At 59.2% G+C, this 26,107-nt stretch carries 27 protein-coding genes, 1 tRNA gene and 1 pseudogene; 10 read left to right on the forward strand and 19 right to left on the reverse strand.

Annotated features, from left to right (window positions below):
• Positions 1 to 68: 68 nt before the first annotated feature.
• The 8 genes from NKI20_RS01820 to NKI20_RS01855 all read right to left on the reverse strand — a co-directional run bounded on the left by NKI20_RS01820 (position 69) and on the right by NKI20_RS01855 (position 7,608).
• Positions 69 to 368, reverse strand: coding sequence for a MurR/RpiR family transcriptional regulator (locus tag NKI20_RS01820; RefSeq protein WP_352827793.1), 300 nt, complete (start codon positions 366 to 368; stop codon positions 69 to 71).
• 424 nt (positions 369 to 792) lie between these two features.
• Positions 793 to 1,794 (reverse strand): inositol 2-dehydrogenase, encoded by a 1,002-nt coding sequence (gene iolG, locus NKI20_RS01825; RefSeq protein WP_352607056.1) that lies wholly within the window; start codon positions 1,792 to 1,794, stop codon positions 793 to 795.
• Between the two features lie 37 nt (positions 1,795 to 1,831).
• Positions 1,832 to 2,605, reverse strand: a complete 774-nt coding sequence (locus NKI20_RS01830) for a TIM barrel protein (RefSeq protein WP_023757591.1) — start codon at positions 2,603 to 2,605, stop codon at positions 1,832 to 1,834.
• Between the two features lies 1 nt (position 2,606).
• A complete protein-coding gene (locus NKI20_RS01835) occupies positions 2,607 to 3,566 on the reverse strand; it encodes a sugar phosphate isomerase/epimerase family protein (protein WP_023757592.1) in 960 nt (319 codons plus the stop codon).
• A complete protein-coding gene (locus NKI20_RS01840; protein WP_032906992.1) occupies positions 3,563 to 4,564 on the reverse strand; it encodes a Gfo/Idh/MocA family oxidoreductase in 1,002 nt (333 codons plus the stop codon). The genes NKI20_RS01835 and NKI20_RS01840 overlap by 4 nt, the downstream gene beginning before the upstream one ends.
• Positions 4,565 to 4,653: 89 nt before the next feature.
• Positions 4,654 to 5,478 carry an ATP-binding cassette domain-containing protein gene (locus NKI20_RS01845; protein WP_023757594.1) on the reverse strand — a complete coding sequence of 275 codons (825 nt, stop codon included), beginning with the start codon at positions 5,476 to 5,478 and terminating at the stop codon, positions 4,654 to 4,656.
• A gap of 10 nt (positions 5,479 to 5,488) precedes the next feature.
• Positions 5,489 to 6,544 carry an ABC transporter permease gene (locus NKI20_RS01850; protein ID WP_352827799.1) on the reverse strand — a complete coding sequence of 352 codons (1,056 nt, stop codon included), beginning with the start codon at positions 6,542 to 6,544 and terminating at the stop codon, positions 5,489 to 5,491.
• A 98-nt stretch (positions 6,545 to 6,642) separates the two neighbouring features.
• Positions 6,643 to 7,608 carry a substrate-binding domain-containing protein gene (locus tag NKI20_RS01855; protein WP_352827802.1) on the reverse strand — a complete coding sequence of 322 codons (966 nt, stop codon included), beginning with the start codon at positions 7,606 to 7,608 and terminating at the stop codon, positions 6,643 to 6,645.
• Between the two features lie 338 nt (positions 7,609 to 7,946).
• Here NKI20_RS01855 and NKI20_RS01860 point away from each other — a divergent pair, with 338 nt between their 5' ends.
• Together NKI20_RS01860 and NKI20_RS33680 are read left to right on the forward strand one after the other, a co-directional pair.
• A complete protein-coding gene (locus tag NKI20_RS01860) occupies positions 7,947 to 8,975 on the forward strand; it encodes a LacI family DNA-binding transcriptional regulator (RefSeq protein WP_023757598.1) in 1,029 nt (342 codons plus the stop codon).
• A 263-nt stretch (positions 8,976 to 9,238) separates the two neighbouring features.
• Positions 9,239 to 9,403, forward strand: a pseudogene (locus tag NKI20_RS33680) (JAB domain-containing protein); the annotation flags it as partial.
• Between the two features lie 61 nt (positions 9,404 to 9,464).
• Here the strand turns inward: NKI20_RS33680 and NKI20_RS01870 are convergent.
• Together NKI20_RS01870 and tig are read right to left on the reverse strand one after the other, a co-directional pair.
• Positions 9,465 to 9,989 carry a hypothetical protein gene (locus tag NKI20_RS01870; RefSeq protein WP_352827806.1) on the reverse strand — a complete coding sequence of 175 codons (525 nt, stop codon included), beginning with the start codon at positions 9,987 to 9,989 and terminating at the stop codon, positions 9,465 to 9,467.
• A 160-nt stretch (positions 9,990 to 10,149) separates the two neighbouring features.
• Positions 10,150 to 11,622, reverse strand: a complete 1,473-nt coding sequence (tig, locus tag NKI20_RS01875; RefSeq protein WP_352827809.1) for a trigger factor — start codon at positions 11,620 to 11,622, stop codon at positions 10,150 to 10,152.
• A gap of 376 nt (positions 11,623 to 11,998) precedes the next feature.
• On the opposite strand from tig, the gene NKI20_RS01880 reads away from it, so the two are divergent.
• Together NKI20_RS01880 and NKI20_RS01885 are read left to right on the forward strand one after the other, a co-directional pair.
• Positions 11,999 to 12,083: transfer RNA gene (locus NKI20_RS01880), tRNA-Leu, on the forward strand.
• A 301-nt stretch (positions 12,084 to 12,384) separates the two neighbouring features.
• Entirely contained in the window at positions 12,385 to 13,236 is an 852-nt protein-coding gene (locus tag NKI20_RS01885; protein ID WP_352827811.1) for a COG3904 family protein, read from the forward strand.
• Positions 13,237 to 13,401: 165 nt separating this feature from the next.
• Here the strand turns inward: NKI20_RS01885 and NKI20_RS01890 are convergent, their stop codons facing one another.
• Positions 13,402 to 13,986, reverse strand: a complete 585-nt coding sequence (locus NKI20_RS01890) for a GDYXXLXY domain-containing protein (RefSeq protein ID WP_352827814.1) — start codon at positions 13,984 to 13,986, stop codon at positions 13,402 to 13,404.
• Complete coding sequence (locus NKI20_RS01895; RefSeq protein ID WP_352827817.1) at positions 13,983 to 15,101, reverse strand: DUF2157 domain-containing protein; 1,119 nt, start codon at positions 15,099 to 15,101, stop codon at positions 13,983 to 13,985. The genes NKI20_RS01890 and NKI20_RS01895 overlap by 4 nt, the downstream gene beginning before the upstream one ends.
• Before the next feature lie 235 nt (positions 15,102 to 15,336).
• Here NKI20_RS01895 and NKI20_RS01900 point away from each other — a divergent pair, with 235 nt between their 5' ends.
• The 5 genes from NKI20_RS01900 (at position 15,337) to NKI20_RS01920 (ending at position 18,335) form a co-directional block, all read left to right on the forward strand.
• On the forward strand, positions 15,337 to 15,477 hold the full coding sequence (locus NKI20_RS01900; RefSeq protein ID WP_013531315.1) for a DUF1127 domain-containing protein: 141 nt from the start codon (positions 15,337 to 15,339) through the stop codon (positions 15,475 to 15,477).
• A gap of 49 nt (positions 15,478 to 15,526) precedes the next feature.
• The gene (locus NKI20_RS01905) at positions 15,527 to 15,667 is read left to right on the forward strand and encodes a DUF1127 domain-containing protein (RefSeq protein ID WP_023757605.1); all 141 of its coding nucleotides are present in this window, start codon (positions 15,527 to 15,529) and stop codon (positions 15,665 to 15,667) included.
• Between the two features lie 570 nt (positions 15,668 to 16,237).
• A complete protein-coding gene (gene trmFO, locus NKI20_RS01910; RefSeq protein ID WP_352827821.1) occupies positions 16,238 to 17,656 on the forward strand; it encodes a methylenetetrahydrofolate--tRNA-(uracil(54)-C(5))-methyltransferase (FADH(2)-oxidizing) TrmFO in 1,419 nt (472 codons plus the stop codon).
• Positions 17,657 to 17,728: 72 nt separating this feature from the next.
• Positions 17,729 to 18,019, forward strand: coding sequence for a type II toxin-antitoxin system ParD family antitoxin (locus NKI20_RS01915; protein WP_352606997.1), 291 nt, complete (start codon positions 17,729 to 17,731; stop codon positions 18,017 to 18,019).
• A complete protein-coding gene (locus NKI20_RS01920) occupies positions 18,003 to 18,335 on the forward strand; it encodes a type II toxin-antitoxin system RelE/ParE family toxin (protein WP_352606995.1) in 333 nt (110 codons plus the stop codon). Before NKI20_RS01915 ends, NKI20_RS01920 begins: the two co-directional genes overlap by 17 nt.
• 8 nt (positions 18,336 to 18,343) lie before the next feature.
• Here the strand turns inward: NKI20_RS01920 and NKI20_RS01925 are convergent, their stop codons facing one another.
• From NKI20_RS01925 to yajC, 6 genes are all read right to left on the reverse strand, one after another.
• Entirely contained in the window at positions 18,344 to 19,294 is a 951-nt protein-coding gene (locus NKI20_RS01925; RefSeq protein WP_352606993.1) for a sterol desaturase family protein, read from the reverse strand.
• Positions 19,294 to 19,728 (reverse strand): hypothetical protein, encoded by a 435-nt coding sequence (locus NKI20_RS01930; RefSeq protein ID WP_352827825.1) that lies wholly within the window; start codon positions 19,726 to 19,728, stop codon positions 19,294 to 19,296. Before NKI20_RS01930 ends, NKI20_RS01925 begins: the two co-directional genes overlap by 1 nt.
• Before the next feature lie 82 nt (positions 19,729 to 19,810).
• Positions 19,811 to 20,653 carry a phytoene/squalene synthase family protein gene (locus NKI20_RS01935; RefSeq protein WP_352827827.1) on the reverse strand — a complete coding sequence of 281 codons (843 nt, stop codon included), beginning with the start codon at positions 20,651 to 20,653 and terminating at the stop codon, positions 19,811 to 19,813.
• A 1-nt stretch (position 20,654) separates the two neighbouring features.
• Complete coding sequence (locus tag NKI20_RS01940; protein WP_352827830.1) at positions 20,655 to 21,047, reverse strand: Mth938-like domain-containing protein; 393 nt, start codon at positions 21,045 to 21,047, stop codon at positions 20,655 to 20,657.
• Positions 21,048 to 21,074: 27 nt separating this feature from the next.
• The gene (secDF, locus tag NKI20_RS01945; RefSeq protein WP_352827833.1) at positions 21,075 to 23,624 is read right to left on the reverse strand and encodes a protein translocase subunit SecDF; all 2,550 of its coding nucleotides are present in this window, start codon (positions 23,622 to 23,624) and stop codon (positions 21,075 to 21,077) included.
• Positions 23,625 to 23,675: 51 nt separating this feature from the next.
• Complete coding sequence (gene yajC / locus NKI20_RS01950; RefSeq protein ID WP_008876289.1) at positions 23,676 to 24,014, reverse strand: preprotein translocase subunit YajC; 339 nt, start codon at positions 24,012 to 24,014, stop codon at positions 23,676 to 23,678.
• A 277-nt stretch (positions 24,015 to 24,291) separates the two neighbouring features.
• Here yajC and NKI20_RS01955 point away from each other — a divergent pair, with 277 nt between their 5' ends.
• Positions 24,292 to 25,167, forward strand: a complete 876-nt coding sequence (locus tag NKI20_RS01955; RefSeq protein WP_352827837.1) for an ATP-binding protein — start codon at positions 24,292 to 24,294, stop codon at positions 25,165 to 25,167.
• Between the two features lie 39 nt (positions 25,168 to 25,206).
• Here the strand turns inward: NKI20_RS01955 and NKI20_RS01960 are convergent, their stop codons facing one another.
• Complete coding sequence (locus NKI20_RS01960) at positions 25,207 to 26,043, reverse strand: helix-turn-helix domain-containing protein (protein WP_502898029.1); 837 nt, start codon at positions 26,041 to 26,043, stop codon at positions 25,207 to 25,209.
• Positions 26,044 to 26,107 lie beyond the last annotated feature (64 nt).

The raw sequence follows: 26,107 nt of genomic DNA on the forward strand, positions 1-26,107 counted from the left end.
CTCACAGATCACGACCACTCCCGAAAGGTGGTCCCACAACAGCGCTTACGGTTATTGCGGCTTTCCTGTCAGCATAGGGTGTCCGCGGCTCGTATCGAAATCTCCCGGATGTGCTGACGAAAAACCTGTCGGAACTCCCTGAAGTTATCGAACCCGAGAGCAGTGGCCACTCTGACCACGGTTGAGGGCGACACTCCGCATCGGTTCGCAAGCGATTGCGCGGTGCCGAATGCTACAATTTCAGGATGGGCGAGAGCCGTGCGTGCGACGCGCTCCTGTTGCTCTGGAAGGCTAAGCCTGGTTGCTACAATCATATCCTTTAGCTCGGCGATGGTCGTCAGGTTTCGAATGGTTTTTTCCGCGCTCATGATCATGCTTCCGGTGCTTGTTCGGCCATGACTTATTGGGAAGGGTCGTTGGAGGTTGTCATCTAACCCCCGAACTTTGCGTGATGGAAACACAGGCCTGCGCCATGTATTAGGAGGAGAGATCGCGGAATCATGCCCGCTTCGACGACGAGCCATCCGGCACAATCCACGTTCTTCACAAGTGGACGACCGGATCGAAGTCTGGGAAAACGTTCCTTCGGATGGCGAACATTCCCGTCCGCACCATCGCTGAAGCTGATATCCTGTGGCCGGTACCTGTAGTCGCAGCAGCTCGTTTGATCGAGTCCTTCGCGTCGCATCCTCCGGCATCAGGAGTATGCGGCGGCTCGATCCGAAGGTCGGGCCGCCGCTAGATCGGATAGGAGGAGTTGTCCGACAGAGATTGTTTTGCTTCTCCGAAAGCTCAGCCAAGAATCTCTACCAATTTCACCGGAGACCCGTTCTTTGCAGACTGGGTTGCAGCTTCCGCCATGGCGAGCGCTGCGACACCATCATCAAGGTTGACCGGCAGAGCCGAGCCTGTCTTCACAGCGTTGACAAATGCTGCCCATTCCGCCGCATAGGCGGGCATGTAGCGTTCGAGGAAGAAATAGGTGGGCTTTGCGCCCGTGACACCGGAAGTCGTGGACTTGACCAAGGTGTTTTCCAACATGTTCTGCGCCTGTAGCAGCCCTTCGGAGCCGAGAAGCTCCAGCCGCTGGTCATAACCATAGACGGCTCGGCGGCTGTTCTTGATCACGGCGATCCGGCCATCCGCATAGGCAAGGGTCACGACGGCGGTATCGACATCGCCTGCCGCGCCAATTTCCGGATCGACAATCGATGTACCCACCGCCGAGACGGAGACCGGCGCTGTCCCCATAACGAAATTAGCCATGTCGAAATCATGGATCATCATGTCGCGGAAAAGACCACCCGAAACCTTGATATAGGCGATCGGCGGCGGCGCGGGGTCGAAAGAAGTGATCGAGAGCAGTTCCGTCTTGCCGATTTCACCACGGTCGGCTGCTGCCTTGAGAGCCGCAAAGTTGGGATCGAAACGGCGGTTGAAGCCGATCATCACCGGCTTGCCGGTAGCGGCGGCCACCTTCTGGCAAGACTGTGCCCTTGCAAGGCTGAGGTCGACAGGCTTTTCACAAAGCACGGCCTTGCCCGCTGCCGTCGCCCGCTCGATCAAGTCGGAATGGGTATCGGTGGAGGTGGCAATCAGCACGGCATTGATGGCGGGATCATTGAGGATCGCATCGGTCGAGCAGGCTTCGGCGCCATACTGGGCGGCGATCTTCTCAGCGGCGGCCTGATTGATGTCCGAGACAGCCGCAAGGCGGCTGCCGGGATTGGTGGAAATGGCGGTGGCATGGACGCCAGCAATACGGCCTGCGCCCAAAAGGCCGACGTTCAGAATGGTGGATGACACGGATGATCCTCTTAGGAAAACAACATCAGATAGTGAAAGCGGTGCGGAAGGCTTCGAGTGCAGCTTCCGGATCACCGGAGGCAAAGGCTTCCATACCGACCGGCCCCGCGTAGTCCATGGATTTCAGGGCTTTTGCGACGCCATGCCAGTTCACTTCGCCCGTGCCCGGCTCGCAACGGCCGGGATTATCAGCCACCTGAACTTCCCCGATCCAGGGCAGGCAGGCCTTACACCAGCGGATAAGATCACCTTCACCGATCTGGGTATGGTAGAGATCGAGGTTAATTCGCAGTTGCGGGCGGTTGACGGCTGCAACGAGCGCAAGCACGTCTGCCGTCGAGCCGAAGGGGCAGCCGGGGTGATCGATTGGGTTGAGGTTTTCCAACGTGAAGACCTGACCCTCGGCTTCTGCCAGATCGCAGATGCGGTTGAGTGTATCGCGAGCCCGCTGTTCCATGCCCGGCGCGAAGGCACCGATCTTCAGGATCGGAATGCCCATGTCGCCAAGCCCTGTGCCATGCAGATTGAGGCGGTGGACACCGAGCCGCTTGCCGACCTTCGCCGTTTCCGTGGCAGATGCCAGAAGCATCTCACAACCTTCTGCATCGGTGAGCCGACCTTCGAGATAGCCATTCATGATAGTGAAGGTGGCACCGGTTTTTTCAAGCGCATCAAGATTCCAGGCGGGCCAGTTCCAAAGGCCAACGCCGAAGCCCATTTCCTTCAGGCGGCTTGCCCGCCATTCGATTGGTTTGTCGCGCCAGAGCATTTCGGCGCAAGCAGCAAGTTGGAAGCTCATCTTAGATTTCCTGAAGTTTGAAATCGGCCGGTGCAACCGGCATGACACCCTTGAGAAGGGCCACGGATTTTTCGAGGCCCTCAAGTGAGTTGAGAAGCACGTCCTCATGCTCGATTGAAAGCCAGCCGTCGTAGCCAGCCATCTTTAAGCGATAGCAAAACTGTCGCCACCACTCCTCACTGTGGCCGAAGCCGAGTGTTATGTATGACCAGGAGCGGGCTGGAATGTCGGTCAGGTTGCCGTTTTCGAGGAGGCTGGTCACTGCCTGTTTGGGAGCGTTCAGGAATGTGTCCTTGGCATGGACGTGATAGACGGCCTCCCCCAATGCCTCGGCTGCTATCAGCGGATCGGCTCCCATCCAGAAGAGGTGCGAGGGATCCAGGTTCGCGCCAACGACAGGGCCGACTTCTTGACGGAGTTTCAGGAGCGACGGCACATTGTAGACGCACTGGTTGCCATGCAGTTCGAGCGCAATCTTTCTCACACCGCATTCATTTGCCAGCGCCACGATCTCGGTCCAGAACGGGAAGAGTTTTTCTTCCCACTGGTATTTGAGGATAGCTTGCGTTTCCGGAGGCCAGGAAGAGACGACCCAGTTTGGCATGGTATCGGACGGATTGCCCGCAGGCAGGCCAGACATGGTGCAGACCGTATTGATGCCCATCTCGCCTGCGACCCGGATGGTGTTCTTCAGACCTTCGCCCTGAGCCGGATCGGACGGGTGAAGCGGATTGCCATTGGCATTGAGGCTGATCACATCAATCCCACGATCTGAAAAGCCCTTGAGGAAGTCTTTCTGCGCGACCGTGTTACCCAGCATGGATTTGAGATCGAAATGCGGTGCGGTCGACCAGCCGCAGGTGTTGACCTCAATACCGGAGACGCCCATGCGTGCAGCGTTGTCGAGAAGGTCGTCGAGCGGCATGCCGCCGAGGCTGTCAGACACAAAACCCAGTTTCATGCGTAGAACTCCGGCTTGGGAATCATGGTGACGAGCTGCTTCTGCCCGGAAGCGAGTGCCGTCACGCCTGCCTCGGCGGCAACTGCTGCGGCATAGCCATCCCAGCAGCTTGATGCGATCTCGGGAAACACGTCTGTGTCGACGAAGCGTAGGAAGGCGCGGTTCTGGCGGCGATAGGCATCGAAATAGCGGGTCCGCCAATCGGCATCGTAGCCGGTGTGGACGCCAAGCGAGCGTTCGAGATGGGTATAAGCGACATGGCTCATGGAAATGCTCGCCTGCTCGCCCACGAGTTCGGCACGAACGTCGTAGCCGTACGCAGCGTTGTTGTTGATCTCGATGTTGACGAGCTGGCCATCGACGGTTTCGAGGACCATGAAGACGGGCGCGACGCGTCGATCAGAGCGCTTCGGCTGGAAGGCAGAGATCCAGGCATATTCGGTGCCAAGTACATGGCGCACGACGTCGAACTCATGCGGGGCGGAGTTGGTGATTGCCATGGCACCGGTGAAGTCGGAGGCTGGCGTTTCCACATTGCGGTGGAAGTTGTGCATCATCAGGACTCGGCCAAGCGTGCCATTTTCAATTGTCTCTTTCATCTCGACATAGGACTGGTCGTAGCGCCGCATGAAGCCGAGCTGGACGAACTTTTGACCAACTTCCTGTTCGGCCTGCATGATCGAGAGGCATTCGGCCGAGGACTGCGATAGGGGCTTTTCGCAGAGCACCTTCTTGCCTGCGTTGATGCAGGCGAGTGACAGCGGCGCATGAGTGACGTCCGGGCTCGCGACGATCACCGCATCCACATCGGCACGGGCAATCACGGCTTCCGGATTACTTGCAACGTCTGCCGCACCATGGGCATCGGCCACCTTGCGCGCGCGGACTGTATCCATGTCGCAGACCACCTGAAGGGTCGCGCCCGGCATTTCCTCCACGACGATCTTGGCGTGGTCAGCGCCCATCAGACCTGCACCAATGACTGCTACACGCACCATTGGACAAACTCCTTCCATTCGGTTGGCACAAGAGCTCAACCGCTTCCATTCAACAAATTCCACTACTTGTCGGCTATGCCAATATTCACTCAGTGAGCGGGCGGTGGCGGAAGACCGTCATGGGTCTCCATATACCCTTCAAGTGAGGCTTCGAGACTGGCCATGGATTCACCACCGGCCATCAGATCAGCGATCTGCTCGCGTGTCTTTTCCCCCTTGCGGAAGTCGGCCGCGATTGCACCACGAATGAGCACTGCGAAGTGATCGCCCACTGCCATGGCATGCATCACCTGATGGGTGATGAAAATGACCGCGAGGCCACGACGCTTGGCCTCATTGACGATACGCAGTACGTGAGCAGCCTGCTTGACGCCGAGGGCTGCCGTCGGTTCGTCGAGAATGAGCACACGGGCTCCGAAATAGACAGCACGGGCAATCGCGAGCGACTGGCGCTCTCCTCCGGAAAGGCCACCGACCAAACGATCCCCGTCGGTGATGCGTGTGATCCCCATTTTCTGAACCTCTGCAACCGCCACTAGGTTGGCAGTTTTACGGTCGAAATACTTGAACGGTCCCCAACCCTTTGTCGGCTCCGAACCCATGAAAAAGTTGCGTCCTATGGACATCAATGGATATGTCCCGCCGAATTGGTGAACCGTAGCTATCCCGCGTTCCTGAGCCTCACGGGGACTGGAGAAAAGTGCGGGCTGACCATCCATCAGAATTTCGCCACGCGTCGGCTGATAGACACCAGACAGCGTTTTGATGAGCGTCGACTTACCCGCGCCGTTGTCGCCAAGCAGGCAGAGCACTTCGCCTTCACCCACCTTGAGGCTGATATCGTTCAGAACATCAATATGGCCAAACGATTTGTCGACGTTTCGAAATTCGAGAACGGGTTTCTTATCGGACATTGTCGCTCTCTTATTTCTTCTTGAACGTCGACCAGCTGGTGGCCAAATGACGAAACGTGTCGTTGAGCAGGACAGCGATCAAAAGCATGACACCGATAATTAGGAAGGACAGGTTTCTGTCGATCTCCGTGAAACCAATAGCTTGGGTAACAATCGAAAGGGTGAGCACCCCGAAGACAATGCCCATTACAGTACCAAAACCACCCGTGAGGAGAACCCCACCTACGACCACGGCGATAATGGTGTTGAAGATTAGGCCAAAATTGGCCTGAGACGTTGCGGAGCTGAATGTCATCACCTGAAGGACACCAGCAAAGGCCGCCGATATGGAACACAGCATGAAGAGTGCAATCTTCATCCTGGTTACAGGAATACCTGCGTTTCTCGCACTTTCTTGGTCTCCACCAAGAGCGAAGACCCAGCTTCCCTTCGGAGAGTAATGCAGAAAGAAGACGAAGGCTGCGATAAGCCCACCCCACCAGAAGACGGAAGAATTGAAGCCATACACCTTCCCGCCGAAGAGCGATTTTGCCCAATCTGGCGCGTGATAGAAGGAATTGGTGTTGTTGATGAAGAAGATCGACAGGTAGAGCGTGATGCCTGCCACTGCAAAGAGCGTCGCCAATGTCACGATGAACGACGGCACGCGCGTGTGAGTTACGATGTATCCATTGATGAAGCCGATCAGTGCACCGATGGCAAGCGCTGCAGCTACACCGACAAGCACAGGCACCTGATAGTGCTCGCAGACAATCGCAACTGTCATCGTGGACGCGGGAAGTACAGCACCGGTTGAAATATCGAGTTCACCGGCAATCATCAGGAACCCGACCGGAATTGCAATCATTCCTATGAGTGACGCGAAGTTCACCCACGTAGTTACACCAGCTACGGACAAAAAGTTGCGGCTATATCCGAACATCGCAAAAAGGATGAATACAGCCACGAAACCCATGAAAGCACCAGCGGCAGGGGTGCGAAAAAAGGCCTTAATGGATGAAATGGCCGATTCACTCTCGATGGCGGGTGTTTCAACGGTGCTGGTTCTTTGGTTTGTGGCGGTCATGGAAGCAAAATCCTCAGTTGGCGCAGACGAAGCTACATAGAGGGAGCATGGATGAGACCCGGCCAGGTTAGCGGCCAGGTCTCAGCCTCGGGCCAGCCTCAACGTGCGCCGAGTTTGACGCCTTCGATTGCCGAAGCAACATTGGTCTTGTCGACAATCGCCGGACCAGTCAGAACCGGCTTCGTTGCAATCGCAGTGCCGAACTTCAGGTTTGCAAACAGCATGGAGGTTGCGAGGAACCCCTGCAGATAAGGCTGCTGGTCGATTGCGAAGGTTTGGGTGCCCTTCGAAATGCGATCCAGAACCGAGGCGGACATATCGAAGGTGCCAAGCTGAATCTTGCCGGCCTTGCTCTGCTGATCGATGGAGCTAGCGGCAGCATCTGCAGCCCATGCAGCGAGCGTGATGACGGCGTCAATGGACGGATCGGCGATCAGCTCGGATTTGATTGCTTCAGAGGTACCATTCATGTCCTGGTCAAGGTTAGCAGGAACACGGAGGATGAAGGTGTCTGCGCCAGCCTTCTTTGCACCGTCTTGAACGCCCTTGCAGCGGGTCTCGAGATTTACGGCACCTGGGTTCTGGATGTGGCAGAGGATTTTCTTTGCACCATGAGAAGCGAGATACTTGCCACCCTCAACACCTGCCAGATATTCGTCCGACCCGAAATAGTTTAGCGAGTCGTAATTATCCATCTCACTCTGGCCAGCGTTGAAGGAGATGATCACCACGCCCTTGTCCCGCGCGGCCTTAAGGGCAGGGGTTTCGGATTCTGGCAGCCAGTTCGGGATAGCAATACCTTTAGCACCCTGGGCTACAGCCTGTTCGATTAGCGAAGCGAGGTCCGGGCCGAAGTTGTCATAGTTTTGGGTCTGCATGAAATTGACGGTGCCGCCATTGGCCTTGACCATCAGCGAAGCATCATCGACGCCCTTCTTGACCATGTTCCAGAAGCCATCTTGGGCCGAACCCACGATGACGGCGATATCCGTGTCACCCGCATGAGCGCTGGATGCCAGCATGAATGCCATGGCTGCGGTGGCGATTTTCTTGGTGAACGACATGTCGAAATTCCTCCTCAGGTTAAAGCCGCATGGCTGCGGCTCGTCATACTTTTTTGCCTTTTTTGGCCGTGCGGCCGATCCCGGTAGGCACGCGCAGGTCCGCGATCTCAACACAACGACGTTGAGCCTCCTCGTCCCAATTGTGCGCTGGGCCTCCCCCCAAAGCGCTGACAGCTCGTAGATCGCTGAGCACTGTCAACGCGTAATGAATGCTACATTGACATCTTTCAGGTCAATATGGATTACTATCTCTTCGGAAAATCGTCTCAAATCGTTTCGAAAATTTGTATGGATGATATTTCTTGAGACGCCGAAACCAGAGTAATGGAATTTTTGACATGAAGAGACCAACCATTCCGGACTTGGCAAAAGCTGCAGGTGTATCCGTGTCAACGGTCAATCGTGTACTGTCCGAGCCTGAATCGGTCCGGAGCAATACGCGCACACGCGTTTTGGCAGCCGCTGAGGAAATCGGCTTCTACGGACTTGGCACCATCAAGCAGGCGGCGAAGCCACAAGAGGTGATCCACCGTGTCGGGGTTTTGCTGCAGCGACGGGAGAGACGCTTCTATCGCCTACTCGGCGATTCAATTGCGCAAGCTGCGGAAGCTTATCCTGCCTGCAATATCGATCTAACGGTCGAGTACATGGAAGACCTCACGCCGGAGAAAGTCGCGGCACATATTCAGTCGCTCGGCGGGCGGTGCGAAGCACTTGCGATTGTAGCGCCGCAGCATCCTGCCGTTGCTGACGCGATTGACGCAGTTCTTGAAAGCGGCGTGCCGGTCGTTTCACTTATCGGCCCCCTCACGGCCAAGGGAGCCATCAGCTTTGTCGGGCTCGATAATTGGAAAGTAGGACGCACCGCTGCCTGGGCGTTTGACCGCATGGTGCGGGAACCGGGCAAGATAGGCATTCTTGTCGGCAGCCACCGATTGCGGAACCAGGAAATGAACGAAAGCGGGTTTCGTTCTTACTTCCGTGAACATAATTCGGAATTCACGCTGCTCGAACCGTTGCCAACTTACGAGTCAGCCGTGGTTGCCCGTGAACATGTCGAAAAGCTGCTGACAGATCATCCGGATATGTGCGGACTATTCATCTCAGGGGGTGGTGTTACAGGTGCGATAGCCGCACTCAGGGCTACTCCAAAACGGGAAGACTTCGTTACCGTAGGCTATGAACTCTTTGAAGATACGCGGGCTGCTTTGATAGACGGTACGATTTCGCTGATCCTGTCACACCCCATAGAGCGTTTTGCATCTGAGACTATCGCAACTCTGGTGAAAGCGAAGAACGCAGGTCCTGATAACGGGGTATTTAGGATCACGTTTCCATTCGATATGTACAGCCCCGAGAGCGTTTGATGACGACTTGGCTCTTAAGTTGGCCATCCAAATGGCAGGCTGGGGTGCACCTACGTCTTCACGTCCGCTTTGGGCCACGTGCGGCCAAGAAGGCTTAGGAGCAACAGAGTATCGTGAAGTGCCGCCGCCCGTCCATGAACCAGTCTGATGGCGCGTGACATTCACGGGGCCCCATGATTAACCGCTCTCAATTACCGGCATCAACGCCTTCCGCCAATCTCATTTTTCGACGCTTTTTCAAGCTGTTACGTCGTTTCTCAAGATTGATGCACAATCATCTTTCAGGTGATCCGACGCCGTCGTGCGCCGATATCGAGATGACGAAGGAGATCATCGACGCCGGCAAGCGGCTGGGGATCGCTGTGCATGACCACATCATCATCGGGCGAAAAGGCAACGCCTCGATGAAGGGCCTGCTGCTAATCTAAGTGGTGGGTTCCAAAAGGTGAGCGCTTGAGCAAACAATGCCGCTTTGGCCCGTCGATCCGGTCACGGCGGGTCGGCATTGCAGTTGCCGGCCACTTGGTTGACCGCTTCACCGAACCCGGAAAGGTTGAAGTCGGCCTCGCCGCGTCCCGAAAGCAGCCCGAAGCGCCACGATAGCTGGAGCCGGTTCGCGGCAGCAAGGCGCCTGATGCCATCGGCACCATCGCGCACCAGCGTCCTGCCGCGCGGCCCGACCGACCAGCTTTCGTCGAACTTGCTGCCCTGGTCAACCGTCACCGACATGGTGATCTTGCGGCTGGCCGAGACACCGTCATTCAGTTGCAGCCATTCGGTCCAATGCGGCTCGCCGTTTGCCCGGCAGGCAATCGTTAGGATCGGGCTGTAGCTCAAGGCGCCGCCACCGGTGATCAGCTTGTTGGTGGCATAGAGCGAGGCCGTGACGACGCCGTCTTCGCCCGTTTCGAACCGCCAATTGTCAAGCACCGCTTCGGCACGGGCAATGCCGCATACCGAGACCAGGACCAGGGCAATTGCCGCAGCGTGTCCCATTTCGACGAACAGCTTCAACACGTCCTCCAACAACCCAAGCGGCTGCAATAGAAGCGCAGATAATGATCAAAGCTTGGTCGCCACAGGCCCGTCTTGCGCGAAGCGCCGCGGCTGTTGCAGTTTGGCAACGAAAAAGGCCGCCCGAGGGCGGCCTTCCTGCTTTTGCTAGGCACTGGTGTTATTCGGCGTCCTTGGCGGCCTTCTTCTTCGGCGCGGCCTTCTTCTTGGTCTCTTCGGCGTCGTCGGCCTTCTTCTCGTCAGCCTTCTTGGCGGCGGCTTTCTTCGCCGGCTTCGCCTTAGCGGTTTCGTCCTCCTCGTCGTCGGCCATCAACTCTTCCTTGCTGACCTTGACGTCGGTAACCGAAATCTGGCCGAGTAGATGATCGACCACCTTCTCTTCGAACATCGGCGCGCGTAGCGTGTTCAGCGCTTCCGGGTTGTTGCGGTAGAATTCGAAGACTTCCTGCTGCTGGTTGCCGGGATAGCGGCGCACCTGCTCGAACAGGCCGCGCTGCAGCTCGTCATCCGATACGGTGACGCCGGCCTTCTCGCCGATTTCAGCCAGCACCAGGCCGAGGCGCACGCGGCGCTCGGCGAGACGCAGATACTCGGCGCGCGCCTCTTCTTCCGTCGTCTCTTCGTCGGCGAAGGTGCGTCCGGCCGCTTCCAGGTCGCGAACGACCTGCGCCCAGATGTTGTTGAACTCGGCATCGACAAGTTTCGATGGCGCCTCGAACGAGTAGGACGCGTCGAGCTGGTCGAGCAGTTGGCGCTTGACCTTCTGGCGCGTCATGGCCCCGAACTGGTTTTCGATCTGGCCGCGCACCACGTCACGTAGACGCTCCAGCGACTCCAGGCCGAGGTTCTTGGCGGTCTCATCGTTGATTTCCAGCGCGCCGGGCTGGGACACTTCCTTGACGGTGACGTCGAAGGTCGCTTCCTTGCCGGCAAGATGCGCCGCCTGATAGTTTTCCGGGAAGGTCACGGTGACCTGCCTTTCGTCACCGGCCTTGGCGCCGACCAGCTGATCCTCGAAGCCGGGGATGAACTCCTTCGAGCCCAGCACCAGCGGCTGATCGGTACCGGCGCCGCCATTGAAGGCCTCGCCATCGATCTTGCCGACATAATCGATGGAGACGCGGTCGCCAATGGCAGCCTTGCCGGTCTTCGGCTCGTAGCTGCGCGCCGATTCGGCAACGCGCTGGACCTGCTCGTCGATCTCGCTGTCCGGCACGTCGAACACCTGGCGTGTCACCTTGATGTCGGAAAAGTCCTTGATCTCGATCGCCGGAATGACCTCGTAGTTGAGGCGGAACTCGAAATCGGCGCCGCCGGCCAGGATCTTCTCAGCTTCCTTCTCGTCCTCGGTCATGATGACTTCGGGCTGCATGGCAGCCTTCTCACCACGCCCGGTAATGATCGAACGGGTCGAATCGTTGAGGATCTCATTGACCACTTCGGCCATGAACGACTTGCCGTAGACCTTGCGCAGGTGCTGCACCGGCACCTTGCCGGGACGGAAGCCGTTGATGCGGACCTTGTTCCTGGCGTCCGAAAGCCGTGCCATCAGCTTGGCTTCCATGTCACCGGCCGGCACGGTGATCTTGATCTCGCGCTTGAGACCGGAGTTGAGCGTTTCGGTGACCTGCATCGTAAAACCTTTGTTTTCACCAATGAGACTGCACGGCCTCTGCCGTTTACAGCCTGCCGGTATATTCTTGCCGGGAATGGCTTTTGGTACGGAACCTGGCGATTTGACCGAAAATCCGGCTCAAACTCTCCCAAACTGCGTTCCAAAATGTGAATAAGTTCTTGTTTTTCCTACTTCTTATCACATTCTGCAGAAGCGGATCGGCGCGTCCCGTCACATTTGACACGCCTTTTGTCACAGGCGAGGCCAATTTTCAACAGTCTTCGCATTTCGGCGAATGACCGACATTTTGATCCTGATCCAACATCTTGTCTCTGACCCAACATCTTGTCTCCGACATTGACAGAATGATGGCTACATGGGATTGCCGGTCCATGCGGATGTGGCGGAACTGGTAGACGCCCTGGATTTAGGTTCCAGTGCCGAAAGGCGTGGGGGTTCGAGTCCCTTCATCCGCACCAATTTTTAGGCCAATGACCGCTTCGAATTAAATCCAACTTTCAATGAAGGCCCTTGAAATAGTTCGTTGACAGGTTCTTACTTGCGGCAGGCAGGTTGGGGCGCTGTCGGGCTGTGCGAGTAGTTTCTCTAGTTGTGGCGGTAGCGTCAATTGTCGCGGCAGCAACATGTAAAGTTGAGGCCCTAGAATACACGCCTGCTTCGTCTCCAGGGCAGCAGCCGTTTCTTGTTGTTTCCGGCGAGTTCAACAACAATGAACCCCTGAACGCTTTTAGCAACGCGGTTGTGAGCAGCGGGGCCCGGATGATCGTATTCAACTCCCCCGGCGGCAATGTCGGCAGCGCGCTTCGGTTGGGGCGTATGATCCGCGCGGCGGGGTTGGATACGCTACAGGTTCGCCAATTGCAGTGCGCTTCAGCCTGCTCACTGGCCTTCTTGGGTGGCGTCCACCGTGTTGCCGAACCAGGTTCTATAGGCGTTCATCGGGCGTTCTTGAAACCGGCTGACGGGATGTCCAGAGAAGAAGCAAAGGCCCGTGTCCAGCTCGGAACGGCCGCAATCACATCCTATGTAGTCGAGATGGGAGTGGACCCCAAGCTGATGGAATTGGCTTCGAGCTATGACAAGCATGACATAAGGTATCTATCGGCCAGCGAAATGGCAGAGTTACGTGTGACCAATGTCGCAGCGAACCAATCGCCCCCAGATACACCGCAGGTGTCGACGAGGCCAGATCCTGCGCCCGTACCAGTGCCTGCACCCGACGCAAGGCAACAGGCGGAGAGCGCTGCGGTCGCCTTCGTCAAGGATCTCCTCGAGCATCATGGCGACAACGACGATTTCGCTCTTGCTCAAGTTCAAGCGTCCTACGCTCGCACGGTCGACTATTATGGCAAGTTGACGAACCTGAGTTCGATCATTCAGGACAAGAGGAAATATTACCAGCGATGGCCCGAACGCGCATATAACGTCCGCAATGACAGCATTGTGGTCACCTGTGCAAACGATCGCTGCATGGTTTCTGGCGTGTATGACTGGGTTGTGCGCAGCCCCTCGATACACAAGCAGGAAAAAGGCGTAGCAGACTTTAGCTACACAATATTGCTTGGCCCCTATCCCAAAATCATCGCCGAGACGAGTAAGGTCCGGAGTTGATCAGCGGAGTTCTCCATCCCTGAGTCAGTGAACTTTCTTGCGAACAATCTATTGGCTATTTCGTATAGTGGCACACGCTCCGCCCGGCGGGGTACCACAGTTGATACAAAAATGAGTCCATTCCGGCGCCGCGCTGTTCGCACCGATCACCGGCATCCATCGTTATTAATATAGCGGTTCCTCGAACAGCGTCCTGTCACCGTCGACCAGCGCCTTGATTTGCGCGGTGCCGTCACTGGCGAGCGCGAGCCGGATGCCGAACGGCCGCACCCGCATGTCGTTCTGGATCGCTGTCCCCTCGCCTTCCGGCAAGTAGAAGCGCTCGATGCCATAGTCCGGCGCGATGGTCGTGACATCGCCGCGAAGATCCCAGCCCTCGGTGACATGGCCAACGATATCAACCTCGTCGGCAGCGGCCGGCGTCGGCGCCTTGCCGAACCAGGCGGTCGTCGGCTGCCAATAGGCGTCGGCGCCCTTCCTCAGACGGACGACGATCATGGTGTCGTCACTCGAAAATTTGCCGGGCGGAATGTTGGCGATCATTTTCACCGGTATTCGCGAAATCTCGTAGCCGAGGACAACATAGTCGCCGCGCAGGAGGTCGCGCGGGTCGATGGGTTCGACCTTCAGCAGCACCTCCTTGCCGTTGCGCAGGATCGCCGCTCGGCCGGCGATGATCCAGCTCAGGAAGCCGATCTGGACAAGCGCCAGCACCAGCGCCGAGACAACAAGTCTTTTCCCGGTCATCATGCTGCGACTCCCCCGGCGACAGGACCCTTCATGCGTTTTTCCACGCGCATGATGACCAGCGCAAGGACGCCGAGCAGCACCGCGGCCGCCAGCAAGAAGCCGGCCGTGTCGAGCATCGATTGCAAGGTCACGACATAGATAATGGCGAGTTCGAAGGCGAAACCGGCATAGGCAAGCCAGCGCAACCCACGACTCTCCCGTCCCGCCAGCACGATTGCCGCGACGATGCCAGCCAGGGCGATGACCGAAGCGATGGCGAAACCGCTGTTGTAGGTGCTTTCATCGGCCAGTTCGAACTGGATCATCGCCAAGCCGGTCAGGAAACCGAGCAACGCGTGCAAGGGTAAGCGGCCGCCGAGTTGCACGATCCTGTCGACGGGGTCTGGCGCCATGACCGAGGCCGCGAACAGCAACGCCGAGACGATGACCAGCGGGATCGCAACCTGCAGCGTGTCGTGGTTCGTGATCAGCAGCACCAGGTAGGACAACACCGACAGGATGATCAGGTGCCGCGCCGGCTGGCTACGGGTCCAGAACGAGACGGCATACAGCACTGTCGCCATGACGACGAAGCCATGCGGAAATTCGCTGCGGCTGACATGGTCGAAGCCTCTCAGAAACAGCCAGGCATCGGCAATGCCGACAGAAGCGACAGTCAGCGGGTTCGAACGCAACATCACCGCCGCCAATGCCGTGCCGGCGCCCCAGGTGACCAGAGCCGAGGCCTCGTCGCCGGACAGATGATACATCTGGCCTATAAGCGCGATCGAGCCGCCGAAAGCCGCTGCGGCCACGATCCACAGCGCCTCGCCGATCGCCGCATGGTCGCGCGTCTTCAACACGGCGCCGCCGATGTAGCCGCCAACGATAACCGCAAAGAGTGCCAGAACGCGCGCCAGCCGCGGAACCGCGTCCCAGTTGGCGGCGACGAAAATCAGGATGGCGGCGCCGAACAGCAAGGCAGCCATCATCGCCAGGATCGAGCCGAAGCTGAGCGATTTGCGCTCGCTAGCCTCGATATCGCGCGCGAGCGAATCGGCCGTCGGCGCATTGATCAGCCCGGCCTGCTGCCAGCGGGCAATATCCACCCTGACCCGCGACGAATAACCCGCCATGCCGCTTCTCCCCAGTTTGGTCTTCTTGTCAGCCGACGAGGTCAAACCGTTGACGCTGCGGCATTTTCCGATTCGGGTTTCTTTGTGTCAGGTCCGTGAACGCGCGTTAATGCTGCATTGCACAATTTGCATTGCTGCCATGCAGCCATAGCGCTTTTAAATCGATATAGGCCCGCCTATTTATGGTTCGTACACAAACGGAATGATCCGCAAGAAAGACGAAACGAGAACTACCATGAACCTGATCCGCAACTACCGCAACTGGCGCCGCTACAGAGACACTGTGTCCGAGCTGAGCCGCCTGAGCAACCGCGAACTGACCGACCTCGGCATTAGCCGCAGCGATATTCCTTACGTCGCTCGCAAGGCGGTCTAATTCTTCGGACCGCGAATGGTCCGAACCAGTTTTGAAAAAGAGAACGACAATGAACCTGATCCGCAACTATCGTAATTGGCGCGTTTATCGCGAGACGGTTACCGAGCTGGGTCGCCTCTCGAACCGCCAGCTGCATGACCTCGGTATCGTCCGCGACGAAATCAAGGTCATCGCCCGCCGGGCGATCTAACCAGAATTTCGCCAGGGTCGACCTCCTCCCCGACCTTGACGGATCCGGTCAACCTTCACCTCCTCCCGAGGGTTGACCACAAAAACGGCGCCCGCCGCACCTCCTCCCGCGGCGGGCGTTGTTTCCCCGGGGCAAGGCTGATTTTGCCCCAGAGGTTTCGCCCCTCGTAAAAACAGCGAAAGAGTTTTCGTCAAAGCCGACCTCCTCCCCGGCGATGACGAATGGGCCCGACCTTCACCTCCTCCCGAAGGTTGGCCACAAAAACGGCGCCCGCCGCAACCTCCTCCCGCGGCGGGCGTTGTTTGCCAGGGGCAAAATGAATTTTTGCCCCAAAGGGTTTCGCCCCTTTCAAAAACAGCGAAAGAGTTTTCGTCAAAGCCGACCTCCTCCCCGGCGATGACGGATACGGTCGGCCTTCACCTCCTCCCGAGGGTCGACCCCAAAAACGACACCCGCCGGACCTCCTCCCCCGGCGGGTGTTGTTATATTCGGGGTGATTGCCCGAACCGCTGTTTGCCTGCACCGCGCAGGCAATTGCAATCGCCGCATCAAGCGATTATTCCGACGCTCATGAGCAAAAATCCTATCCACATCATCGGCGGCGGACTCGCCGGTTCCGAGGCTGCCTGGCAGGCAGCACAGGCTGGCGTTCCCGTCATCCTGCATGAAATGCGGCCCGTTCGCGGCACCGATGCACACAAGACCGATAGCCTGGCCGAGCTGGTCTGCTCCAACTCCTTCCGCTCCGACGACGCCGAAAACAACGCCGTCGGCCTGTTGCATGCCGAAATGCGGCTGGCCGGCTCGTTGATCATGAGCGCCGGCGACGCCAACCAGGTTCCGGCCGGCGGTGCGCTTGCCGTCGACCGCGACGGATTCGCCGACGCGGTGACGAAAAAACTCGAAGCACACCCGCTGATCACCATCCAGCGCGAGGAAATACCGGGCCTGCCGCCGGCGGATTGGGATCAAGCGATCATTGCCACCGGTCCATTGACCGCACCCTCACTTGCCCAGTCGATCGCGGAGGCGACCGGCGCCGATGCGCTCGCCTTCTTCGACGCGATCGCGCCGATCGTCCATTTCGACACGATCGACATGAACATCTGTTGGTTTCAGTCACGCTACGACAAGGTCGGACCCGGCGGTACCGGCAAGGACTACATCAATTGCCCCATGGACAAGGACCAGTACCTTGCTTTCGTCCAGGCGCTGGTCGACGGCCAGAAGACCGAGTTCAAGCAATGGGAAGGCACGCCCTATTTCGACGGCTGCCTGCCGATCGAGATCATGGCCGAGCGCGGCGTCGAGACTTTGCGCTATGGGCCGATGAAGCCGATGGGGCTGACCAATGCCCACAACCCGACGGAAAAGGCCTATGCCGTCGTCCAGCTGCGGCAGGACAATGCGCTGGGCACACTCTACAACATGGTCGGTTTCCAGACCAAGCTCAAGCATGCCGAGCAGGTGCGCGTGTTCCGCACCATACCGGGTCTCGAAAACGCCGATTTCGCCCGGCTCGGCGGCTTGCACCGCAATACCTATATCAACTCGCCGACCCTGCTCGATGCTTCGCTGCAACTGAAATCGCGCCCGGGACTACGTTTTGCCGGCCAGATCACCGGCTGCGAAGGCTATGTCGAGAGCGCTGCGATCGGCCTGCTCGCCGGCCGCTTCGCCGCCACTGAGCGGCTCGGCCAGGCGCCGTCGCTGCCGCCGCTCACCACAGCGTTCGGCGCGCTGCTCAACCACATCACCGGTGGCCACATCGTATCGGATGACGAACCGGGAAAACGCTCCTTCCAGCCGATGAACGTCAATTTCGGCCTATTCCCGCCCGTGGAGGCGCCGAAGTCCGAGGGCAAACGCATGCGCGGCAAGGACAAGACCGTTGCCAAGCGCCACGCCATCACATCACGCGCACGCGCCGATTGCCGGCAGTGGTTGGGACTGCCGGTGCAAACGGAAACGGCCGAAGCGGCGGAGTAGCAGCTTCTTCTCCTGATGGACCTTACGCGTCAAGTAGGATATTATCCCACTTCGCGCGTAAGAGAGACTGCCATGGAATCCGCCGAGAAACTATCCGTCACCGTCACGCCCGCAATGGCGCGCATGATCCGCGAAAAGGTTGAAGACGGCTCCTTCGGATCGGCCAGCGAGGTCATCCGCGCCGCCCTTCGTGCCTTCCAGCGCGAAGAGGAAGAGCATGCCGAGCGCATGGCCTCGATCAGGGCCCGGGTTAAGGCGTCGATGGAGGATACAAGGCCAGGCCGTTCGGGAGAAGAGGTTCGCGCTCACCTCCGGGGCCTCTTCGCCCAGTATTCGAGCCGTGCTGATGATTCGGCGGCTTGAGGTCGAGTATCGCGAAGATGCCAGAAATGATCTTGCCAACATTTTCAGACATGTAGTCGAGGCCAGCGGAAGTCCCGATGTCGCGCTGAAGTTCGTTCTGCGGATCGAAGACCGGTGCCAGAGCATCGGCAACGCGCCTCGCGGCGGTCGTTCCCGCGACGACATCCTGCCGGGATTGCGAACAGTTCCGTTCGAGCACTCTGCAGTCATCGCTTACATCGTCGACGACAACTTCGTCCGCATCGTTAGTGTTTTCTATGGCGGCCGCGACTATGAGACGCTCATGCGTGATGGCGGGTCGAGAGAACCTTCCTGAGGCGATAGTTATTCGGCTGGCTCGACACCAGCCATCGGCAACCCTAGCTTGCCGGCCTCGTCAGGATTTCGCCTGACATAGGCAGCCTTCAGGCTTTCCGAGGTTTCGCGGGAGCCGTCATGGCTCCAGCCCGGCGGCTTGATCAGGTAATTCAGGCGATCGCTCAAGGTCAGCCCCGGCGCAAGAGCGTCCCTGAACATGCCGATCCATTCATGGAACGCGACCTTCAGCGGATTGAAGGTGCCCAGATTCCTGACGATGCCATAGCGCGGCCGGTCTTCCTCCAGCTCCCCGACGAAGGTGCCGAACATGCGGTCCCAGATGACCAGTGTGCCGGCATAATTGGCGTCGAGATAGCGCGGGTTGGTGGCGTGGTGGACGCGGTGGTGCGAGGGCGTGTTGAAGACGAACTCGAACCAGCCCCACATCTTGCCGATCGTCTCGGTGTGGATCCAGAACTGCCAGACCAGATTGAAGCCGAAGGTGAAGGCAATGACCGCCGGATGGAAGCCGAGCAGCACCAGCGGCGCCTGCAGCACGAACATGAAGGTAAACAGGCCGGTCCAGCTTTGCCGCAGCGCCGTCGACAGATTGTAGTGCTGGCTGGAATGGTGGTTGACGTGCTCCGCCCATACCCAGCGCACCCGGTGCGCGATGCGATGATAGAGATAGTAGCGCAGATCATCGAGCAGGAAGGCGGCAAGGAACACCCAGACCGACAGGCCGAGATTGAAGACGCGGAATTGCCACAGCCACAGCAGCGCCCAGTAGGACACGACGCCAAGCAGCAGCCCGGCAACGACATTGCCGGTGCCCATCATCAGGCTGGTCAAGGTGTCGCGCGTCTCGAACGATCCCTTGGCGCGGCCGGTTCGCACCAGCCAAAGCTCGATCAGGATCGCGGCAACGAAGAACGGAATGGCCAACTGAGTAACCTGCGGGAAGTTGTAGTCGTCCATCACGCAGCCTCCCGGGCGGAACTTGGATGTTGCGGCTGAAGTGTCTTCAGCAAGCCTTGTGCATCTGCTGCGCTGGAAAAGCGAAAGCGGCCGCCCTTCCAGGTGAAATCGGCGAGCCGGAACGAGACCGTGTTCACATCTCCGACGTTCAAAACCGCCACATCTTCAGGCGTGACGATGCGGGTCAAAAAGCAGTCGCCGATGCTATGAACGATCCCGATGCGCCCTCGCCCGATATCCAGAAAAGCGGTCCTGGCGTCCGCCGTCAGGCGGATCAATGCCGCTATCTCGTCGGGAAAATCCTCGGCGAATCGGCGCATTGCTTGATCGGCGCCGGCCAGCGTTGCCGTCTTGCTGCCGCCGGTGAAATGCACCGCGGCAACCGACAGTGCAATGCCAAGGGCGACGATCGCGATCAGCAGCGGCAGGCTCATGAACGGGTATCTCCTCCGGCCGGCCTGTCGTCTTTGGCGATAGTTCTGGCTCGAGGACTCCTTAGCATGATTGACGTTTACGTCAAAATGCCGGCCAGCCTTTGGTCGCGCGGCGCAAAAGCAGCCAATGCCGGCGCACGGCGGACAGCCGCGCCACACCGTCGAGTGGGGAGCCGCGCTCCATTTTCGTGAGATAGGCGCGCGACAGCGCCAGCGGTAGAAATGCCGGGCGCAGCGAGACCGCCAACGCCGCAGCACCTTGCTCGAAGGCGGAAAGATGGTCCCGCGCCAGAGCGGTCATTGCCGCCACTGCGCGCTTGGCACCGGGACCGCCATCGCCTGTGATGAATTCTTGCGGCGAAGAGCCAGCCGCAGCAAGGATATCGGCTGGGATAAAACACTGTCCGCGCTTGCGGTGCAATGGCAGCAACAGCAGCAGGCCGGTCATCGCCTGCGCGCAGCCTGCCCTGCCCGCCAGTTCGGCAAAGCGCGGCGCCTCGCCGGGATCGAGCACCATTGCCGCAAGCTGAATGAGCGCGGCGGCCGTCTCGCCGCAATAGCCTTCAAGATCGGTGCGCGACGGCATCGGGTCGTCGTAAAGATCGAAGATGCGCGCATCGAGCATGTTCTCGAAGGCCAGTCTCGGCAGGTTGAATGTCGCTATGGTGGCATTCAAGGCTTCGGCTGTGGGATGGCCGGCGCCGGCCTCGCCGCCGGCGGCTATGACATCGCGCCACCATTGCAGGCGCACCTCGCCCGGCAACGCTTCGTGGATGCGGTCGCGGATGCCTGCGACTTCGGCGTTGAAGGCGTAGAGCGAAAACAGCGCGTCGCGCTTGTCTGCCGGCGCATAAAGCGCCGTGAGATAGCGGTCAGGGTCGCCGGCGCGCACTGCGTCCATGACGATTTCGGCATTTTGAGACATGTCAGTCGACGGCAATGAGCGCGGCGGCCACGGCGCGCTCTTCCGCCAGAAGGACATTGTAGGTCCGTACCGCTGCACCGGTCGACATCGGGTCGGACGCAATGCCGGCCGCTTTCAGCGCGGCCCGTAGTGTGGCGGGCAATGGCCTGAGATCCCTGCCCATGCCGACCAGCAGTATCTCGACTTTTTCGGCTTCTCCCAGCAGCTTGTCGAAATCCGCCACAGTCAGGGCAAACGGATCCGCCGGTTCCCAGCCATGGATGCCGGATGGCAGGCAGAGCAGCGAGCCGCGATGCGACATGTCGGCAAAGCGGAACCCGCCATTGCCGTAGGCTTCGATCGGCGCGCGGCCGGGAAAATGAGCCTCGCGGATGACGATGCCTTTGCTGGTCACCGTTTTGTCACCCTTCGGGGCGGCGCGTCAGGTCGCGACCGCCTTGCCACCGCCGAGCGGCTTCTCCTCGTCTACCGAAGCCTGCGGCCGCAGCTTGAACAGGATCAGCAGCGGTGCCGCGATGAAGATCGACGAATAGGTGCCGAAAACGACGCCGAACAGCATCGCCATGGTGAACGAGCGGATCACCTCGCCGCCGAAGAGCACCAGCGCCAGCAACGCAAGGATCGTCGTCACCGAGGTCAGTGTCGTTCTCGACAGCGTCTCATTGATGGCGTTGTTCAAGAGTTGCGGCAGCGGCATCCGCTTGTACTTTCGCAGATCCTCTCGAACACGGTCATAGACCACGATCGTATCGTTCAGCGAATAGCCGATGATGGTCAGGATCGCCGCCAGCGATGACTGGTTGAATTCGAGCCCGCTGATGACAAAGAAGCCAAGTGTCATGACCACATCGTGCACCGTCGCCACGATGGCACCGACCGCGAACTGCCATTCGAAACGGAACCAGACATAGATCAGAATACCAAGCAGCGCGATCAGCATGGCGATCGTGCCTTGCTTGGCGAGTTCGCCCGAGACGGTCGGCCCCACCACTTCGACGCGGCGGAAGTCATAATTGTCCTGCAGTTCGCCGCGCACCTTGTCGATGACGGTCTGCTCGGCATTCTCGCCGCCATCCTGGGTCCCGACACGGATCAACACGTCGTTCGGCGTACCGAACTGCTGGACTTGCACCTCACCGATATTGAGTTCGGTCAGTCGCGCGCGGAGGTCTGCGAGGTCGGCATTGCCGCTCTTGGCCTGAACCTCGATCAGCGAACCGCCCTTGAAATCGATGCCGTAGTTGATGCCGACCGTCATGAACAGCACCACCGACAAGATCGACAGCACGCTCGACAGCGTGAACGTCCAGCGACGGATTCCCATGAACGGAATTTTCGTGCCGGCGGGGACGAAGGTCACTGGCGCACGCGGCAACTCCTTCGGGCGAGCGCGGCGCAGCCAGATCGAGACCAGCAGACGGGTGAAGGTGAACGCGGTGAAGACGGTCGTCAGGATGCCGATCGCATACGTGATGGCAAAGCCCTTGACCGGTCCGGTACCGAGATAGAACAGCACCACGGTCGCGATCAGCGAGGTGATGTTGGAATCGACAATCGTCGCCAGCGCTTTGGTGAAACCGGTATCGATCGCCTGGATCACCGAGCGGCCGGCACGCCGCTCCTCGCGGATACGCTCGTAGATCAGCACGTTCGAGTCGACTGCCATGCCGATGGTCAGCACAATACCGGCGATACCCGGCAAGGTCAGTGTCGCGCCGAGCAGCGAGAGCAGTCCGACGATCATTGCCACGTGCACCGCTAGCGCGATGTTGGCGAGGAAGCCGAGCAATCCATAGGCAACGAACATGAACACGACGACCAGGATCGAACCAATGATGCCGGCGACCTTGCCGGCATGGATGGAATCCTGGCCGAGACCCGGGCCAACCGTGCGCTCTTCGATCACCGTCAATGTCGCGGGCAAGGCACCGGCGCGCAGCAGCACGGCCAGGTCGTTGGCGCTCTGGGCGGTGAAATTGCCCGAGATCTGGCCGGTGCCGCCGAGGATCGGCTCGCGGATCTGCGGCGCCGAAATCACCTGGTTATCGAGGATGATGGCAAACAGCTTCCCGACATTCTGCGCGGTGGCTTGGCCGAAACGCGCAGCCCCCTTCGAATCGAAACGGAAGGAGACCACCGGCTCATTGTTCTGCGAATTGTATGTCGCCTGCGCATCCACGAGATTTTCGCCGGAAACGATGACGCGGTTCTCGATCAGATAGGGAACCGGCGGGTCGTCCTGCGAATAGAGCACGGACGAGCCGGCGGGCGGACGACCGTTGAGGGCGTCCTGCACCGGCATCGACTGGTCGACCATCTGGAAGGTCAGCTTGGCGGTCTGGCCGAGGATTTCCTTAAGCCGCTGCGGGTCCTGAAGACCCGGCACCTGGACAAGGATACGATCGTCGCCCTGCCGCTGCACGATGGGTTCGGTCGTGCCGAGTTCGTTGACGCGGCGCTCGACCACCTCGATCGACTGCGTCAACGCCGTCGATGTGCGATATTTGATGCCGGCGTCGGTGACGTTGAACTTGAGCAGGCCGGGCTCGGAATCGTCGAGCGTCATTTCCTGGATGGAGCCGCCGGTGAACAGGCCGGCAGCAACCGGATCGGTTAGCGTCTTCAGCGCCGTCTTGGCGGCATCCACTTGAGTGAGATCGGTGATGCGGACCTGCAAGGTCCGCCCCGTGCCGGCAAGGCCGGTATAGCCGATCTTGGCGTCACGCAGCAGTGTGCGGATTTCGTCGCGGGTCGTCTCCAGCCGATCCTTGATCAGATCGTTCTGATTCATTTCCAGCAGGATGTGTGAGCCGCCCTGCAGGTCGAGGCCGAGCGTCATCTGACGCTTCGGCACCCAGCTGGGCAGTTGGGCCAAGGTGCTTGCGGGAATGAGATTGGGCGCGGCGAGGATCACCGTGATGGCAACGGCCACCCAGATCAGGATCATCTTGAAGCGCGAAAAATACAACATATGGCGTCGTCCGTCAGAGCGTGTCCGCGGATCGCTCCGCCTGAAATCTGGTTATTTCTTGGCGTTCTGGTTCGCCACCGGCTCGCCCTTGACGCGCACGTCGGCGATCGTCGAACGCAGCGCGGTCACCTTGGTGCCACCGCCGAGGTCGATTTCGAGCTCGTTATCGTCGATCACCTTGGTCACCTTGCCGACAAAGCCGCCGCCGGTGACGACCGTGTCGCCGCGACGAACTGCCGCCAGCATCTCGCCGCGCTTCTTCAACTGCGTGCGCTGCGGCCGGATGATCAGAAAATACATGATCACGAAAATCAGGACAAACGGCAAAATGCTGATGAACATGTCGGGAGAAGCGCCGACGCCTTGAGCGTATGCCGGTGTCACGAACATCGAGGTACTCCTGAATTTAGAAAACAGCCGCCAACTTGGCGGCCCCTTGAAATTTGGCCGGAATATAGTCGGTAAAGTTGTCAATGCAACTGCGCGGCCAGCCAAATCGGCTGCTTTTCCGGCCTGTTGGGCCGTGTTAGAGCATGATCGCGAAAAGCGCGAGCCGGTTTTGCGAAAAGATCATGCTCGAACAAAAGGTTGCAACCGATTTCGAACCTCGACGCGACAGGCCAGCTTCACGCTCGCGCACTTCAAAACGAGAAAACAAAAGACAGACATGACCGACAGCAGCATTGAAGCCCTGAACCAGAAACTCGACAGGCTGATCGAGGCGGTGAGCCGCCTCGCCCCGCCGCCAGTGCCCCAAACCGACCTCGGCGAGGCCGATTGCTTCGTCTGGCAGGCCGATCCGGGTTATCTGGAGCCTGTGCGCAACGTCAACCGCGTCGACATCGGCCTGATCCGTGGCGTCGACCGCGTCCGCGACATCCTGGTCGACAACACCGAGCGCTTCGCCGCCGGCTATCCGGCCAACAACGTGTTGTTGTGGGGTGCGCGCGGCATGGGCAAATCGTCGCTGGTCAAAGCCGTCCATGCGCGGATCAACGGCGAGGCCAGGTCCGGCCTACCGTTGAAGCTGATCGAAATCCACCGCGAGGACATCGACACGCTGCCGAAGCTGATGGGATTGCTGAAGGCAGCCCCCTTCCGCTTCATCCTGTTTTGCGACGACCTCTCCTTCGACCACGACGACACCTCCTACAAGTCGCTGAAGGCGGCACTCGAAGGCGGCGTCGAGGGACGCCCAGCCAATGTCATCTTCTACGCTACCTCGAACCGTCGCCATCTCCTGCCGCGCGATATGATCGACAATGAGCGCTCGACCGCCATCAACCCGTCCGAAGCGGTTGAAGAGAAGGTCTCGCTCTCCGATCGTTTCGGCCTGTGGCTCGGCTTCCACAAATGCTCCCAGGACGAATATCTCGACATGATCGACGGTTATGTCCGCCATCACGACCTCGCCATTGATCCCGAGCAACTGCGCGCCGAAGCATTGGAATGGGCGACGACCCGCGGCAGCCGCTCGGGCCGCGTCGCCTGGCAGTTCACCCAGGACCTCGCCGGCCGGCTCGGCAAGCCGCTGAAGGATTGATGCGTTGGATTGCGTCACCAACGCAATCCAACGACAAGGTCATTTGAGCCGCGACGCCCGTCGCAAGTCACGCGGCGTTTGGCCGATCTCGCGGCGCATCCAATGCGCCAGATGTGACTGATGTGCGAAGCCCGTCAACTCCGCCACCTCGCTTGTGCTGAGATCGCCTCGCTGCAACAGGACGCGTGCGCGTTCGACGCGACGTCGTAACACGTAGCGGTGCAGGGTAAAGCCCGTCGCCACCTTGAACCATGTCCGCAAATGCGAACTGCTCGCGCCGGCAACCCGGCTCAGTCGATCGATCGAGAGGGGCTCGTGTAATGCCGCCTCAATGTGCTCCAACACGCGCTTGAGCTGGGTATCCGACAACCGGTTCGTTCGATCGATACCAGGATCATCGAGGCCAAGCAGCCTCACCGCGAGTGCGGCGCCAATGCTGTCGGCAAACAAGGAACCACTCGGCGCGTTTGCATTGAGATCGCTCTCGAGTGCTCGAGCAAGATGTTCGATGCGCGGGTCCCGAAGTAGGTGGCGTGTGTCGAGCCGCGATGCTCGCGCCTTGCCACCAAGTTCCGCCGCCACCCTTTCCATCAAGGCCGGCCGCAATGCAATCTCAATGGTGTCGAATGGGCTTTCGGCCTCGAAGCCGCCCTCTTGGCCGGCGGGTACCAGGTCGATATCGCCGGCTCGCCTCACGAAATATCGTCCAACCTCATTGCAGTAAGAGCGCGTCGCCGCGCTTGCATGCACCATGATGCGATGGTGTGACACCCGCGACAGACGATGGACGCCTGCTTCGACATGCCGGGAAACCATCGTTACGTGGGACGAGGATTGGTCCGAAGCGAATTGCGAACGCATGCTCTCTCGATTCATGGCAAAATCTGTTGAAGATTTGGCAATTCTCGCGCGATTTTCAATGCCGCGAACCTGTACTTCC

The organism is Mesorhizobium sp. M0830, from assembly GCF_040319965.1.
GTDB lineage: Bacteria > Pseudomonadota > Alphaproteobacteria > Rhizobiales > Rhizobiaceae > Mesorhizobium.

Bases quoted from the DNA above. Each gene is read 5' to 3' on its own strand.
- NKI20_RS01820 (WP_352827793.1), bottom strand. From the start codon at position 368: ATGAGCGCGGAAAAAACCATTCGAAACCTGACGACCATCGCCGAGCTA.
- NKI20_RS01830 (WP_023757591.1), bottom strand. From the start codon at position 2,605: ATGAGCTTCCAACTTGCTGCTTGCGCCGAAATGCTCTGGCGCGACAAA.
- NKI20_RS01835 (WP_023757592.1), bottom strand. From the start codon at position 3,566: ATGAAACTGGGTTTTGTGTCTGACAGCCTCGGCGGCATGCCGCTCGAC.
- NKI20_RS01840 (WP_032906992.1), bottom strand. From the start codon at position 4,564: ATGGTGCGTGTAGCAGTCATTGGTGCAGGTCTGATGGGCGCTGACCAC.
- NKI20_RS01845 (WP_023757594.1), bottom strand. From the start codon at position 5,478: ATGTCCGATAAGAAACCCGTTCTCGAATTTCGAAACGTCGACAAATCG.
- NKI20_RS01850 (WP_352827799.1), bottom strand. From the start codon at position 6,544: ATGACCGCCACAAACCAAAGAACCAGCACCGTTGAAACACCCGCCATC.
- NKI20_RS01855 (WP_352827802.1), bottom strand. From the start codon at position 7,608: ATGTCGTTCACCAAGAAAATCGCCACCGCAGCCATGGCATTCATGCTG.
- NKI20_RS01860 (WP_023757598.1), top strand. From the start codon at position 7,947: ATGAAGAGACCAACCATTCCGGACTTGGCAAAAGCTGCAGGTGTATCC.
- tig (WP_352827809.1), bottom strand. From the start codon at position 11,622: ATGCAGGTCACCGAAACGCTCAACTCCGGTCTCAAGCGCGAGATCAAG.
- NKI20_RS01885 (WP_352827811.1), top strand. From the start codon at position 12,385: ATGATCGTATTCAACTCCCCCGGCGGCAATGTCGGCAGCGCGCTTCGG.
- NKI20_RS01890 (WP_352827814.1), bottom strand. From the start codon at position 13,986: ATGATGACCGGGAAAAGACTTGTTGTCTCGGCGCTGGTGCTGGCGCTT.
- NKI20_RS01895 (WP_352827817.1), bottom strand. From the start codon at position 15,101: ATGGCGGGTTATTCGTCGCGGGTCAGGGTGGATATTGCCCGCTGGCAG.
- NKI20_RS01900 (WP_013531315.1), top strand. From the start codon at position 15,337: ATGAACCTGATCCGCAACTACCGCAACTGGCGCCGCTACAGAGACACT.
- NKI20_RS01905 (WP_023757605.1), top strand. From the start codon at position 15,527: ATGAACCTGATCCGCAACTATCGTAATTGGCGCGTTTATCGCGAGACG.
- trmFO (WP_352827821.1), top strand. From the start codon at position 16,238: ATGAGCAAAAATCCTATCCACATCATCGGCGGCGGACTCGCCGGTTCC.
- NKI20_RS01915 (WP_352606997.1), top strand. From the start codon at position 17,729: ATGGAATCCGCCGAGAAACTATCCGTCACCGTCACGCCCGCAATGGCG.
- NKI20_RS01920 (WP_352606995.1), top strand. From the start codon at position 18,003: ATGATTCGGCGGCTTGAGGTCGAGTATCGCGAAGATGCCAGAAATGAT.
- NKI20_RS01925 (WP_352606993.1), bottom strand. From the start codon at position 19,294: ATGGACGACTACAACTTCCCGCAGGTTACTCAGTTGGCCATTCCGTTC.
- NKI20_RS01930 (WP_352827825.1), bottom strand. From the start codon at position 19,728: ATGAGCCTGCCGCTGCTGATCGCGATCGTCGCCCTTGGCATTGCACTG.
- NKI20_RS01935 (WP_352827827.1), bottom strand. From the start codon at position 20,653: ATGTCTCAAAATGCCGAAATCGTCATGGACGCAGTGCGCGCCGGCGAC.
- secDF (WP_352827833.1), bottom strand. From the start codon at position 23,624: ATGTTGTATTTTTCGCGCTTCAAGATGATCCTGATCTGGGTGGCCGTT.
- yajC (WP_008876289.1), bottom strand. From the start codon at position 24,014: ATGTTCGTGACACCGGCATACGCTCAAGGCGTCGGCGCTTCTCCCGAC.
- NKI20_RS01955 (WP_352827837.1), top strand. From the start codon at position 24,292: ATGACCGACAGCAGCATTGAAGCCCTGAACCAGAAACTCGACAGGCTG.
- NKI20_RS01960 (WP_502898029.1), bottom strand. From the start codon at position 26,043: ATGAATCGAGAGAGCATGCGTTCGCAATTCGCTTCGGACCAATCCTCG.